Origin of the sequence: Chitinibacter tainanensis DSM 15459 (assembly GCF_000429785.1) — a bacterium.
In the GTDB taxonomy this organism is placed as follows: Bacteria; Pseudomonadota; Gammaproteobacteria; order Burkholderiales; family Chitinibacteraceae; genus Chitinibacter; species Chitinibacter tainanensis.
Map to the genome: position 1 here is coordinate 57405 of NZ_AUCN01000017.1, position 11774 is coordinate 69178.

At 58.3% G+C, this 11774-nt stretch carries 15 protein-coding genes, 1 tRNA gene and 1 other RNA gene; 6 read left to right on the plus strand and 11 right to left on the minus strand.

Translation table 11 applies throughout. From position 1 onward, the window contains the following. The first annotated feature begins 38 nt into the window (after positions 1–38). Positions 39–124 (plus strand) — tRNA-Tyr (locus G482_RS0104975). Between the two features lie 87 nt (positions 125–211). Here G482_RS0104975 and G482_RS0104980 read toward each other — a convergent pair. Continuing rightward, on the minus strand, positions 212–1222 hold the full coding sequence (locus G482_RS0104980) for a serine/threonine protein kinase (protein WP_028449111.1): 1011 nt from the start codon (positions 1220–1222) through the stop codon (positions 212–214). Positions 1223–1389: 167 nt separating this feature from the next. Between G482_RS0104980 and G482_RS0104990 the strand changes: the two genes are divergently transcribed. Then, entirely contained in the window at positions 1390–2547 is a 1158-nt protein-coding gene (locus tag G482_RS0104990) for a GGDEF domain-containing protein (RefSeq protein ID WP_028449112.1), read from the plus strand. Beyond that, complete coding sequence (locus tag G482_RS0104995) at positions 2544–4151, plus strand: dipeptide ABC transporter ATP-binding protein (RefSeq protein WP_028449113.1); 1608 nt, start codon at positions 2544–2546, stop codon at positions 4149–4151. Before G482_RS0104990 ends, G482_RS0104995 begins: the two co-directional genes overlap by 4 nt. A gap of 77 nt (positions 4152–4228) precedes the next feature. Here the strand turns inward: G482_RS0104995 and G482_RS0105000 are convergent, their stop codons facing one another. From G482_RS0105000 to hpnC, 3 genes are read right to left on the minus strand one after another with little or no spacing between them, the layout of a single operon-like run. Further along, a complete protein-coding gene (locus G482_RS0105000; RefSeq protein WP_028449114.1) occupies positions 4229–4594 on the minus strand; it encodes a hypothetical protein in 366 nt (121 codons plus the stop codon). Then, a complete protein-coding gene (locus G482_RS17360) occupies positions 4594–5184 on the minus strand; it encodes a thermonuclease family protein (protein ID WP_034618975.1) in 591 nt (196 codons plus the stop codon). Before G482_RS17360 ends, G482_RS0105000 begins: the two co-directional genes overlap by 1 nt. Continuing rightward, positions 5181–6047: a squalene synthase HpnC gene (gene hpnC / locus G482_RS17365; RefSeq protein ID WP_051258744.1), complete on the minus strand. Its 867-nt coding sequence runs from the start codon at positions 6045–6047 to the stop codon at positions 5181–5183. The genes G482_RS17360 and hpnC overlap by 4 nt, the downstream gene beginning before the upstream one ends. Positions 6048–6158: 111 nt before the next feature. On the opposite strand from hpnC, the gene G482_RS17370 reads away from it, so the two are divergent. Further along, positions 6159–6563, plus strand: a complete 405-nt coding sequence (locus tag G482_RS17370) for a ComEA family DNA-binding protein (RefSeq protein WP_034618978.1) — start codon at positions 6159–6161, stop codon at positions 6561–6563. 98 nt (positions 6564–6661) lie between these two features. Here G482_RS17370 and G482_RS0105020 read toward each other — a convergent pair whose 3' ends face one another. The 6 genes from G482_RS0105020 to G482_RS0105040 form a co-directional block, all read right to left on the minus strand. Beyond that, positions 6662–7447 (minus strand): peptidyl-prolyl cis-trans isomerase, encoded by a 786-nt coding sequence (locus tag G482_RS0105020; protein WP_028449116.1) that lies wholly within the window; start codon positions 7445–7447, stop codon positions 6662–6664. A gap of 29 nt (positions 7448–7476) precedes the next feature. Further along, a complete protein-coding gene (locus G482_RS0105025; RefSeq protein ID WP_028449117.1) occupies positions 7477–7740 on the minus strand; it encodes a BolA family protein in 264 nt (87 codons plus the stop codon). Between the two features lie 15 nt (positions 7741–7755). Further along, positions 7756–8058 (minus strand): YciI family protein, encoded by a 303-nt coding sequence (locus G482_RS0105030; protein ID WP_028449118.1) that lies wholly within the window; start codon positions 8056–8058, stop codon positions 7756–7758. A gap of 17 nt (positions 8059–8075) precedes the next feature. Further along, the gene (locus G482_RS0105035) at positions 8076–8636 is read right to left on the minus strand and encodes a septation protein A (RefSeq protein ID WP_028449119.1); all 561 of its coding nucleotides are present in this window, start codon (positions 8634–8636) and stop codon (positions 8076–8078) included. Between the two features lie 303 nt (positions 8637–8939). Next, an RNA gene (ffs, locus tag G482_RS20005) (signal recognition particle sRNA small type) lies at positions 8940–9037 on the minus strand. A gap of 50 nt (positions 9038–9087) precedes the next feature. After that, positions 9088–10026: an asparaginase domain-containing protein gene (locus G482_RS0105040; protein ID WP_084414462.1), complete on the minus strand. Its 939-nt coding sequence runs from the start codon at positions 10024–10026 to the stop codon at positions 9088–9090. 59 nt (positions 10027–10085) lie between these two features. Between G482_RS0105040 and smpB the strand changes: the two genes are divergently transcribed. Further along, positions 10086–10544, plus strand: a complete 459-nt coding sequence (gene smpB / locus G482_RS0105045) for an SsrA-binding protein SmpB (protein WP_028449121.1) — start codon at positions 10086–10088, stop codon at positions 10542–10544. 108 nt (positions 10545–10652) lie between these two features. On the opposite strand, the gene plsY is transcribed toward smpB, so the two are convergent. Continuing rightward, positions 10653–11288: a glycerol-3-phosphate 1-O-acyltransferase PlsY gene (plsY, locus tag G482_RS0105050; RefSeq protein WP_028449122.1), complete on the minus strand. Its 636-nt coding sequence runs from the start codon at positions 11286–11288 to the stop codon at positions 10653–10655. Positions 11289–11373: 85 nt separating this feature from the next. On the opposite strand from plsY, the gene G482_RS0105055 reads away from it, so the two are divergent. Beyond that, the gene (locus G482_RS0105055) at positions 11374–11733 is read left to right on the plus strand and encodes a dihydroneopterin aldolase (protein WP_028449123.1); all 360 of its coding nucleotides are present in this window, start codon (positions 11374–11376) and stop codon (positions 11731–11733) included. Positions 11734–11774 lie beyond the last annotated feature (41 nt).

The window sequence follows — 11774 nt, forward strand, 5'->3', positions numbered from 1 at the left end:
CGGGCTGACTGGCCTCATCTAATATGCGCTTTCTCTCGGGGGAGGTTACCCAAGCGGTCAACGGGTCCGGACTGTAACTCCGGCGGCTTAGCCTTCGAAGGTTCGAATCCTTCCCTCCCCACCAGAATTAAAAAAACCCAGCCTTGTGCTGGGTTTTTTGCTTTCTGTCGCCAGACCGCTTTGTCTGGCGAACTGCAACGGACCGGCCCGCTTACCAGTTGCCGCCGCCTAGCAGCGGTGGCTCGGCCATTGCCAGCAACTGCTGTTGCAGCTCTTGCGTGCGCTCTTGCCAGTAGTGCTCGCTGCCAAACCAGCTAAACGCAGCCGGAAAAGCCGGATCGCTCCAGCGGCGCGCCAGCCAGGCGCTGTAATGCAGCAAGCGCAGCGTGCGCAGCGCTTCAATCAACCGCAGCTCGCGGTAATCAAAATCGGCAAATTCCTCATAACCCGCCAGCAGATCAAGCAACTGGGCCTGCTGCTCATGCCGCTCGCCCGAGAGTAGCATCCACAAATCCTGAATCGCCGGCCCGCTGCGGGCGTCATCCAGATCGACAAAATGCGGGCCGGCTTCGGTCCACATAATATTGCTCAAATGGCAATCGCCGTGCAGGCGCAGGGTTGTGAGCGCGGGCACGGCGGCATAGCACTCGGCTACAGCGGCCAAGGCCTCGCCAGCCACGTGCAGATAATGGGCGCGTACCGCCAGCGGTAAGAGCGGGCAATCGGCCAGAAAGGCCAGCGGCTCCTCACCAAAGCTCGCCAGATCAAGGCTGGGGCGGGCGGCAAATGGCGTGCGCGCGCCGACGGTATGAATCCGCCCTAAAAAGCGGCCGATCCATTCGCGCGTACCGGCTTGATCCAGCTCGGGAACGCGGCCGCCCCGACGGGGAAACAGGGCAAATTGAAACCCGGCATACGTATGCAGGGTATTGCCTTCTAACTCAATTGGGGCAACGACGGGGATCTCATACCCTGCTAGCTCTAAGCTGAATGCGTGTTCTTCCAAGATCTGAGCGCGACTCCAGCGCGCCGGGCGGTAAAACTTGGCCACCAGATGGTTGCCCCACGGGCTAGGCTCGTCCAGCCCCAGCTGGTAAACGCGGTTTTCATAGCTATTGAGCGCCAGTAAATGGCCGCTGGTGCGCAGGCCCAGCCCATCGATGGCATTCAAAATCACATCGGGGGTGAGCTCGGCATACGGGGGCAGGGTAGAGTCAGTCATGGTTGGGCCGTTTTCAATCATGGCCCGACCATACGGCAAAAGCCGCGGGCTGACCAGTGTTCGCTTTGCGTGGCAGTGTGGGGTTGGCGCTGGCGAGCGGGGCAGGGTTTGGGGATAATTGGCTGAGCAGCTGGCGCGATGCCGCTGCCTTTCGGATAAAGCTGCCCATGCCCCACTCACAAACCGCCCCGGTCGATGGCCGTCTGGCTGATCGGCTGAATCTCGATCTGCGCCAGCAGCGCCAGCGGCTGATGCTGAGCCTACTGTGCCTCGCCCTGCTGGCGATGTTGTTGCAGGCGGCCAGTGGCTACCCGCTGTGGCTGGCACTAAGCTTGCCGGCGTTGGCTGCGCTTAGCTTGGGGCGCACGGCGTGGGCCTTGCAGCAGGCCGATAGCGGCTGGGAGCCTCGCGCTGATTGGCTGGCGGTGGGGTGGTTGCCTCTGCTGGCCACCCTCGCCGTACTGGCTAGCCCACGACCATGGTTGCCCACCGAGCTGGTATTGCCATTTATGCTGCAGCCGCAGCTATTACTGATGTCGGGCCTGCGGTTTCGGCCCTACGCGCTGGCGGTGCTGAGCAATCTGGGGCTGGCCACCTTGCTGATCGTGCTGGCGCCGGCCAGCACCCTTAATCAATTGCTGGGCTTGTTATGCGTGGCGCTGGCTACCGCGCTGGGGCTTAATTCGCTGCATCGCCGGCAAAGCCAGCAACGCTGGTTGCGCAACATGCGCCAGCACGTGGTTGAAACCAGCGAAAAAATGGCCGAGCGCCAGCAAAAAATGCGCAAGCTCGCCTTTGAAGACCCGCTCACGGGGCTCGCCAATCGGCTAGAGCTGATTAATCAGCTGCGCCGCAGCTTAAAAAACCCGCTCGAAGACGCGCGCCATTGCGTGGTGTATCTGATCGACCTCGATTTCTTTAAAACGGTGAACGATGAATACGGCCACGCCGCTGGCGATGCGCTGCTCACTGAAGTGGCGCAACGTTTTCGGGGCTTGGTGCGCCGTGGCGATCTGGTCTGCCGCCTGGGTGGGGATGAATTTGTGATTGTGGTGCGGGGCGTGAGCCGCGCGGCAGAGCAAGGGCTGATTGCCGACAAAATCTTGGCGGCGCTAGCGGAGCCGGTGCTGTATCAGGGTCAGCGCTTGCCGCTGGGGGGCAGTATTGGCGTAGCGCCGTGGTTTCCGCATTTGCGCTCGCCCGCCAGCTGGCTGGCTTGCGCCGATGCGGTGATGTATCAAGCCAAAACCGGTGGGCGCAATCGCTATGTGATCGCCGACCCCGATACCCCTTATCAGGTCGAGAGCGACAAGGGGGCCGAATGAGTACGCCCCCCTTGCTGGCGCTCGAGGCGCTGAGCCTGCAATTTGCCGGCCACGCCACGCCGGTGGTGCGCGAGATTACGCTCAGCATCGCGCGGGGCGAAAAAGTGGCACTGGTGGGGGAGTCGGGCTCGGGCAAAAGTGTGCTGGCCCGCGCGCTCTTGCAGCTGGACGCCGGCTTGCAATGTCAGGGCCAGATCCGGCTCGAAGGCCAGCCTTTGCTGGGCGTGCCCGGCGTGAATTGGCGGCAGATTCGTGGCCGCCGCATTGCGATGATTTTTCAGGAGCCGATGAGCGCGCTCAACCCCTTGCAACGGGTGGGGCAGCAAATTGCCGAAGTGGTGCAATTGCATCGCGGCTGGCCGGCCGCGCAAGCCTGGCAAGAAGCTGCGCGCCTGCTGGCGCAAACGGGGATTCACGACGCGGCCAAGCTGCAGCGCTACCCGCATCAGCTCTCGGGCGGCCAACGCCAGCGGGTGATGATTGCCATGGCGCTGGCGGGCGAGCCGGATTTACTGATCGCCGATGAGCCAACCACCGCGCTGGATGTCACGGTGCAGGCGCAGATTTTAGCGCTGCTGGCGCAATTGCAGCAGCAACGCGGGCTGGCGGTCTTGCTGATTTCGCATGATTTGCATCTAGTGCGCCGCTTTGCTGAGCGGGTAGCCGTGCTGCAGCAGGGGCAGCTGGTGGAGCTGGCCGCGACCGAAACACTGTTTCAAGCCCCGCGCCATGCCTATACCCGGCAACTGTTGGCGGCCCGGCCGCAGCGGGTGGCGACGGCCGTGGCAGCTGGCGCACCGGTGCAACTGGCCGTGCAGGGCTTAAGCCATGCTTATCCGGCCCCCGGGCGCTGGTTTTGGCAAAGCCGGCTGCAAACCCAATTGCAGCCGCTGGATTTCTCGCTGGCGCAAGGCGAAACGCTTGCCATTGTCGGCGAATCGGGCAGTGGCAAAACCACGCTGGCGCTGGCATTGCTGCGTTTATTAGCTGCCGGGCGTAGTAGCGGCGAAGTGCGCTGTTTCGCACAGGTGTTCTCGGCGCTGCGCGGCGCGGCGCTGGCACGCGCGCGCCGGCACATGCAGCTGGTGTTTCAAGACCCGTTTGCCTCCTTATCGCCACGGCAAACGGTACTGGAGCTGGTGGAAGAAGGCTTGCTGGTGCATGCGCCTGCGCTCAGCGCCGCTGAGCGACGGGAGCGGGTGTGTGCGGTGTTGGCCGAAGTGGGCCTGCCGACGGATATTCTCGGGCGTTATCCGCATGCGTTTTCCGGTGGGCAACGCCAGCGGCTGGCGCTCGCGCGGGCGCTGATTGTTGAGCCGCAGATTTTGCTCTTAGACGAGCCCACCTCGGCGCTGGATGCCAGCATGCAGCAGCAAGTGCTGAGCCTGCTGGCTACGCTGCAGGCGCGGCGCGGCTTGAGTTATATCCTGATCACGCATGATCTGGCGGTGGTGCAGGCCTTGGCGCATCAGGTGTTAGTGCTTAAAGACGGCGTGGTGGTCGAGCGTGGCCCCGTGGCGCAGGTATTTGCCCAGCCGCAGCAAGCCTATACCCAGCAGCTATTGCAGGCGAGCGAGGGGTATGCGCCTGAGGCGATTAATTGAATTGGCTTTTCTGGCTATACCAGTGGTGAGTACTTCTATGGTGGCTAACCCGTTACAGGGAGCGCGCCGAGGCTGCTTTAAAACTTGATGCAGGGCCGGCCCTTGGCCAGTGAATAACATTCGCAGTTGGCAAAACGGCCATCGGGATTTATTTCCAAGACATGTGGCCCCAGCTTGCACCAGCGCCCGCTGGCGGGCTCTTGCGCATGATCCACATCCCAGTCGCGGCGGCTTTGGCTATGGGCTGGAATCTGGTAATTACCATGATCGTCATCCCACACCACCACCGCTTGCGCGCTGCGATTATTGATTTCGCCATTCAATGGCCACGGCCAGTGGCCATCGCGCTCTTTTTCCTGCTGCACGGCAAACAGCGCCGCCGCTGCGGCGGCCAGCAATAGCAATATCACCAAGACCACAGCCCGTACCCGGCGCGCTGACATCAGTTGGCCTCGCGCTTGGCTTTGCGCCAATCCCATGGTGGGGTGGGGTTACTGTCTTGCCACAAGCCGCTGCGCTGGGCGCGGGCCTGTTGCTCGGCATCCTGGTACGCCTGATAGGCGCTGCGCGCTTGCGTTTTGGCGTAGCGGGTGTAATGCCAGGCTAGGCCCGCAGCCACTTGCTGCTGATTGATGTCTTGCCCTTGGTATTCGATCCGTGCGACGCCACGGCCATAGCGATCGACATCATCAATCTGCACGCTGACGGTTTTGCGGTAAATCAGGTCGGATAAATGCTGTTTGGATTTCTGCCCGTACGGCATGGCTTTTTCTGGCGCGTCGATATAGGCCAGCCGCAATTTGTATTGCTGGCGCTCGCTATCGAGCACGGTAACGGTATCACCATCTGCCACCCCCACCACTTCACCGCTGATGCGCATACCGGCTTGCAGCTGGCCGGGCTCGGCCGGGCGCTGGCAGGCCCAGCCGATCACGGCAAAGGCCACAATCAGCATGGCGCTGAGGCGCTGTTTCCAGTTGCTGGCGGTGAAGAGGCGCAGCACGGCGCGCTGCTGTTGTTGGGTGATTTTCATGAGTGCGAACATCCTGCGCTCGGGCGCGTGACAAACCAGGTGGCCTTGATGGCCTGATACAGAATCAGCGGCCAATCAAGGCCGCCAAGGGTTGGGCGGGCAGTATACACGTCGTAATCCACCGCCTTCAATTTGCGCAAAACGCGATCGGCCGACAGCACGATAGTGCGGATTTCCAGCCCGATGCGGCCGGGTAGGGCGCGGCCCAGTGGCGAGCCGGCAACGAGCATTTTGCGTATACGCTCGCATTGAAAAGCCAGCAGGCGTTTCAATTCGGGGGTGGCCTGGCCGGCTTGCAGCATGGCTTCGCTCACACCAAACCGCGCAAGCTCATCTTGCGGCAGATAAATGCGATCTTTGCGCAGATCAATCGCCACATCCTGCCAGAAATTCACCAGCTGCAAGGCGGTGCAGATGCCATCCGATTGCGCCAGCATCCGTGCATCCTGAAAGCCGAAAATATGCAGCAAAATCCGCCCCACCGGGTTGGCCGAGCGGCGGCAATAATCGATCACTTCGCCAAAATCGGCATAGCGGGTTTTCACTACATCCTGCCGAAACGCCGAAAACAGATCTTCAAACAGGCTGAGTGGAATCTGATACTGCGCAACCACCGGTGCTAGGGCCTGAAAACGGGCGGTGAGCGGGGCTTGGCCGGCGGCAATGCGCGCTAATTCTGCGCTGCAGGCCTCGAGCGCCGCCAAGCGCTCGGCGGTGCTAGCTTCGCCCTCATCGGCCAGGTCGTCGGCGTAGCGGGCCACGTGATACACCACGGCGACCGGGCGGCGGAACCGCCGTGGCAAGAGCCAAGAGCCGACGGGAAAGTTTTCGTAATGCTGAACCGTTTGATCGGCAGATAACATGCATTTTCCTTAAAAATAGCTGACGCTCACTGGTGTTCTGGGGCCGGAATGCTATAGTAGCCAGACGTAATTGGTATTACGTGTTGATTCAATAATTTTAAGGGGATTCTGATGTTTAAAAAACTACTGCTGGGTGTGATCGCTTCAATTTCTCTGTCTTGCGCGGCGTATGCCGCCGTGGATTTGAATACCGCCACCCAGCAACAGCTGGAAGCGCTCAATGGTATTGGCCCGCAAAAAGCCAAAGACATCATTGATTACCGCAGCAAAAATGGCCCATTCAAATCTGCAGAAGACGTGATGAAAGTACCCGGTATCAAAGAAGGTACTTTTGCCAAGATCAAAAGCGAAGTGACTGTCGGTGGCAAAGCCGCCGCTGCGGCACCGGCCAAAGCGGATGCAAAAGCCACGGCTAAACCCGCCGATGCCAAAGCCGCGCCAACGGCTAAGCCAGCTGAGGCAAAAGCCGCCAAAGCGACCGTTGCGCCAAAAGCCAGCGCACCAGCGAAAAAATAAGCGGTACTGTGGCGGCCAGCACTGTCTGGCTGCTCGCGCTGCCGATAATAAAAAACCGGATCAGCTGATCCGGTTTTTTATTGAGCCAAGATGCCGAATTATTCGGTCACTTTGGCTTTGGCTACCAGGTCGTCAACCAGTTTCTGGATGCGTTGACCTTGAACTTGCTGTTCCAGTTGTGGTTTCACTTCTTCGAAAGAAGGGCCTTTGGCTTCGCGCACGTCATCCAGCTTGATGATGTGGAAACCGAACTGAGTTTTCACCGGATCAGAGATTTTGCCTTTTGGCAGTTTCGCCAGTGCATCGCCAAACTCTTTCACGTAAGCGCTTGGGTTAGACCAACCCAGATCGCCGCCTTGCGCGCCTGAACCTTTGTCCAGTGATTTAGCTTTTGCCAGCTCGTCGAATTTTTTACCTTTTTTCAGGTCAGCTTCGATCGCATTGGCTTCAGCTTCGGTCGCTACCAGAATGTGACGGGCTTTGTATTCTTTGCCGCCAAAGTTGGCTTTGATCTTGTCGTATTCTTTTTTCAGATCCGCGTCGGTGATAGGGTTGGCTTTCACATATTGATTGATGTAAGCGCCGATCACGATGCGTTGCTTCAGCATATCCAGCTGAGCCATGGCTTCTGGGCTTTTATCCAGACCTTTTTTGATGGCTTCTTGGTAAACCACTTCGTTTTTCACCAGCTCGTCTTTGATTTTAGCGCGCAGTTCTGGTGAATCTTTTTGGCCGCGTTGGGCCAGTTCTTTCACAAATGCATCAGATTTGGCTTGTGGAATGGCGACGCCATTGACGGTGGCCACAGTACCTGGGGCCGCAATCACACCGGCAGAGAGGGTGGCAGCAGCAACGGCCAGCGCCAAACGGTTTGCTTTAAACATGCGTGTTCCTTCGTTAAAAATAGCCAACATCAAAATTCATCCGGCGTGAGCGCACGGATACTCAGTGCATGTATACGATGGGGAATCAGATCAGATAAGGGCTGGTAGACCATACGGTGCCGTTCCAGCGCTTTTTTACCGATAAACTCACTCGATACAATCGTTAATTCATAGTGTCCACCGCCGCCGGCTGCACCGGCATGGCCGGCATGGGCTGCGCTATCGTCAAACAGCTCAAGGCTTTCATAGCGCAGCGGTAACAACCGTTGGCGGATTTCATCAGCCAGGCTCATGATACCAGACTCTGCTTAGGGTAAAACATGACGGAAGGGTTTTACAACCACATCGGTAAAAATCCCGTCTTTGCTGTAAGGATCTTCACTGGCCCATGCCTGCGCGGCCGCCAAATCAGTAAATTCTGCCACGATCAGGCTACCGGTAAAGCCCGCCGGGCCCGGGTCGACATGATCAATCGCCGGAAACGGGCCAGCCAACACCAGCCGGCCGGCATCGACCAAAGCTTGAATTCGCGCCAAATGCGCAGGGCGCACCGCCAGGCGGTCAGCCAGAGAATCCGGTTTGTCGGTACCGATAATCGCATACAAAGGCATGGCAATACTCTTAAAGATTATTCAGTTTTTGTTTCATTCGTGCTGTCTTCAGGCAGCATGTGTTTGGACAGGTACATGCTTTGTGCCACGACGAACAGCAAGGTCAGCACCAAGGTGCCAAAGACTTTGAATTTCACCCACAGTGCTTCCGAGAACGCGTGGAAGACATAAATATTCAGCGCGCCCATGGCGAGGAAAAACACCGCCCACGCGTACATGGTTTTGGTCCAGATCGGGCGCGGCAGCTGCATGGCGCCGCCCATGAGTTTTTCGATCAGGTTTTTTTCCCGCAGATGCCAGGCCCCAACCAGCACCACGCTAAACAGCCAGTACAGTACGGTGGGTTTCCACATAATAAATTGCTTGTTGTGGAAGATGATCGTGAGGCCGCCCATGACGGTAATTAGCACCAAGCTAATCCACAGCATCTGGTCTACATGCTTGTGGCGGAACCAGCTGTAAATCACCTGTGCAAAGGTCGCGGCGATGGTAACGCCAGTGGCGAGATAGATATCGTCGGTATAACTATATGCGCCAAAAAACAGCAGGATAGGGAAGAGGTCGAAAAGGAATTTCATATGCGCTGCGTGTTCGCCAAATGAGTTGCGGCGATTATGCAGGCAGGGGCGGCAAGACACAAGGCGAAAAAAAACGCCGACCCGGAGGGATCGGCGTCAATGACCACTGGAGATACACGAAGCATCAGCTTGCGTAACGTATAGTGCGTGTTTTGGCTGGCTAGGGTATTGATGTGGCGCAATATTTGGCGCGCTCTGGCTCAGGGAAAACCCTAGTTGTCGGGCTTTGGGCAGCGATTCGGCCGAGAACATGCAGGCGCTATGGGCGCTACGCAGATGATCGCAACAGAATAAAAAGGGAGAGGTGGCGAGCCCGACCCCCGGCACTAGCATCAAAAGCTGTGGCTGCTTCCTTCCGGACCTGACCAGGTTCACCTTCTAGCTATGCGGGGAGACCCGCCGTCGACAGCGCCGCCACTTGCGTGACAGCAACAGTGAGGCCGCGACTATATCACAGCAGCGCTACCGATTGCCAGCGCTGCTGCAAAATAGCCGGCTCGGCTCGGCCGAGCTGGGTGTAAAGCCAAGTCACTGCCGCCTCCGCGCTGCGCCGGCCGGCAGGCCAAGCCCCGAGTTGATTCAAGCTATCGCCGGTAGCATACAAACCCTGGCGTACTTCACCGGCAATACACTGGGTGCAATTGATGATAATGCAGCCGGTGCTGGCCAATAGTTGCAAGGCGTCGTGCAGCGCCTGGCAGGCGGGCAGATTGCCGCTGCCATAGCTTTCTAACACCAGCCCGTCCAGCTGTTGGCTAGTCAGCCACTGCGCCAGCAGGGTTTCGCTCCCCGGATAGAGTTTCACGGCCACGATGCGCAGGCTAGGATCAACCCATTGCGGCGCGCCGTCGCCTGCCCAGGCTTGAGTCGGGGCATTGGGCGCACCAAAGGCGGCGTCGGCATCGGCGTCGAGCTTTTTGCTGGCAACGCCAGACAAAATCTCGCCCCCAAAGGCGATCTGTACCCCCGGTGCGCCTTGCGTGGCGGCGCGCAAAGCCAGCGCCACATTGGCTGGCGCATCGCTGCCAGGCTGTAACCAAGGGCATTGCGAGCCGGTAATAATCACCGGCATCTCCAATTGGCCGAGTTGCCAGTGCAAGGCCGCGGCGGTCCACGCCAGCGTATCGGTGCCATGCAAAATGATAATGGCCTGATAGTGTGGCCGCTGTGCCTGAATGGTTTCGGCGATTGTGCGCCAGTGGGTCGGGCCCATGCTGGAGGAGTCAAGCGGCGGGCTGAGTTCATGAAAATCGATCGTCCAGCCGGGTATCGTTTGCTGGGCAAGATCTCTGATGGGCTGGGTAAGAATACCGCTCTGGGGTATTAGACCGGTTGGGCTCGGGGCGCAGCCGATGGTGCCGCCGGTGTAAAGACAGAAAATCCGTTGCATGGTCAGTCAGTTGTTGCGGTGTTAGAATCGTTTCCTTTTGCTGTACAGGATGACACGGCATGGTCATCGCCGACAATCGCAAGGCGTTTCACGACTATTTTATTGAAGAACGGCTCGAAGCCGGTATGGTGCTCGAAGGCTGGGAAGTCAAAGCCATCCGGGCCGGCCGCGTGCAGCTCAAAGAATCGTATGTGATTTATAAAGGGGGCGATTTCTACTTGTTTGGTTGCCATATCTCCCCGCTGCTCAATGCCTCTAGCCATATTCACCCGGATGTCGTGCGCACGCGCAAATTGCTGCTCAAAGCCCGCGAAATTGAAAAGCTGGCCATGAAAGTAGAGCGCGCCGGTTACACCATTGTGCCCATCAATATGCACCTTACCCGCGGCTATCTCAAACTGGAAATCGGCGTGGCTAAAGGTAAAAAGCAGCACGATAAGCGCAATAGCGAGAAAGAGCGCGAATGGCAGCGCGAGAAAGCCCGTATTGTGCGCGATCACACCAAACAGGCGCGCTAAGGTGTTTGCCTGAGCAGCGCTTTGCGGGTCCAAGTCTTGATGCGTTAATAAGCTTTGCAACAAAAAAACCGAGCCGTAGCTCGGTTTTTTATTGTGTGGTTGATTCGATCAGCCTTCGCTGGATTTGGCTTTCTCGCCAATCTTGCCTTCTTTGCCGTTGATTAGCCCGATGATGTTTTGCTTGTGGCGCACGATGAGCAGGGCGCTGATGACGGCAACGGCCATCAGGTAGGGTTCCACCGGCAGCAGCCACCAGCACAGCAGGGGCGCGCAGATTGCGGCCACAATGGCGGAGAGCGAGGAGATTTTCAGCCCCTTGGCCACAAACAACCAAATGCCCAAGGTAGCCAGACCTAGCCACAAATTCAGGGCTAGCAAAATGCCGGCGGCGGTGGCAACGCCTTTGCCGCCTTTAAAACTAAAAAAGATCGGCCACATATGCCCGATGGTGACCGCCACGGCTACTAAGGCGATTAAGACATCAAATTGCGCGCCCTGCACGCCCGCGAGGGGGGCGATTTTTTGTGCGATGAAGACCGCAACCCAACCTTTGAGTGCATCGCCCAGCAGGGTGAGGGCGGCGGCTTTTTTGTTGCCAGAGCGCAAGACATTGGTCGCTCCAGGGTTGTTGGAGCCATAGGTGCGCGGATCGGCCAGACCCATCAGCCGGCTAACAATCACCGCAAAGGACAGCGAGCCCAAGAGATAGGCGGCGATAATGAATAATACGAAGGTGAGGTTCATCCCGAATTCCACTACAATCACGAGCTTTGGATTCTAAGCTAATCCGTTCGCCCCCTCAAACGGCGTGCGGCGATAGGCCCCTGATATGGACATCATTTATCTGCAGCAAGTGCGCGCCGAAACCGTCATCGGCTGGTATGACTGGGAGCGCACCCAGTCGCAAACGGTCGAGCTGGATCTGGAAATCGGCCTGCCTTCGGCGCGGGCCTGTGTGAGCGATGATCTGGTCGATACCATCGATTACGATCAGGTGGTGACGCATTTGCGGCAGGTGATGGCCGAAAAGCACTTTTTACTGATCGAGGCGCTGGCCGAGCATATCGCGCATATTTTGCTGCATGATTTTGGCGCGCCGTGGATCCGCGTGTCGGTCACCAAGCTCAATATCTTGAAAGATGTGGGCCGCGTGGGTGTGACGATTGAGCGTGGTCATCGCCCCGTCTAAATACCCTGGCGTGTATTGCCCCTTAGACTATTAAAAACAAA

Excerpts from the sequence above, each read along its gene's own strand:
- G482_RS0104980 (WP_028449111.1), bottom strand. The coding sequence starts at position 1,222 with ATGACTGACTCTACCCTGCCCCCGTATGCCGAGCTCACCCCCGATGTG.
- G482_RS0104990 (WP_028449112.1), top strand. The coding sequence starts at position 1,390 with ATGCCCCACTCACAAACCGCCCCGGTCGATGGCCGTCTGGCTGATCGG.
- G482_RS0104995 (WP_028449113.1), top strand. The coding sequence starts at position 2,544 with ATGAGTACGCCCCCCTTGCTGGCGCTCGAGGCGCTGAGCCTGCAATTT.
- G482_RS0105000 (WP_028449114.1), bottom strand. The coding sequence starts at position 4,594 with ATGTCAGCGCGCCGGGTACGGGCTGTGGTCTTGGTGATATTGCTATTG.
- G482_RS17360 (WP_034618975.1), bottom strand. The coding sequence starts at position 5,184 with ATGAAAATCACCCAACAACAGCAGCGCGCCGTGCTGCGCCTCTTCACC.
- hpnC (WP_051258744.1), bottom strand. The coding sequence starts at position 6,047 with ATGTTATCTGCCGATCAAACGGTTCAGCATTACGAAAACTTTCCCGTC.
- G482_RS17370 (WP_034618978.1), top strand. The coding sequence starts at position 6,159 with ATGTTTAAAAAACTACTGCTGGGTGTGATCGCTTCAATTTCTCTGTCT.
- G482_RS0105020 (WP_028449116.1), bottom strand. The coding sequence starts at position 7,447 with ATGTTTAAAGCAAACCGTTTGGCGCTGGCCGTTGCTGCTGCCACCCTC.
- G482_RS0105025 (WP_028449117.1), bottom strand. The coding sequence starts at position 7,740 with ATGAGCCTGGCTGATGAAATCCGCCAACGGTTGTTACCGCTGCGCTAT.
- G482_RS0105030 (WP_028449118.1), bottom strand. The coding sequence starts at position 8,058 with ATGCCTTTGTATGCGATTATCGGTACCGACAAACCGGATTCTCTGGCT.
- G482_RS0105035 (WP_028449119.1), bottom strand. The coding sequence starts at position 8,636 with ATGAAATTCCTTTTCGACCTCTTCCCTATCCTGCTGTTTTTTGGCGCA.
- G482_RS0105040 (WP_084414462.1), bottom strand. The coding sequence starts at position 10,026 with ATGCAACGGATTTTCTGTCTTTACACCGGCGGCACCATCGGCTGCGCC.
- smpB (WP_028449121.1), top strand. The coding sequence starts at position 10,086 with ATGGTCATCGCCGACAATCGCAAGGCGTTTCACGACTATTTTATTGAA.
- plsY (WP_028449122.1), bottom strand. The coding sequence starts at position 11,288 with ATGAACCTCACCTTCGTATTATTCATTATCGCCGCCTATCTCTTGGGC.
- G482_RS0105055 (WP_028449123.1), top strand. The coding sequence starts at position 11,374 with ATGGACATCATTTATCTGCAGCAAGTGCGCGCCGAAACCGTCATCGGC.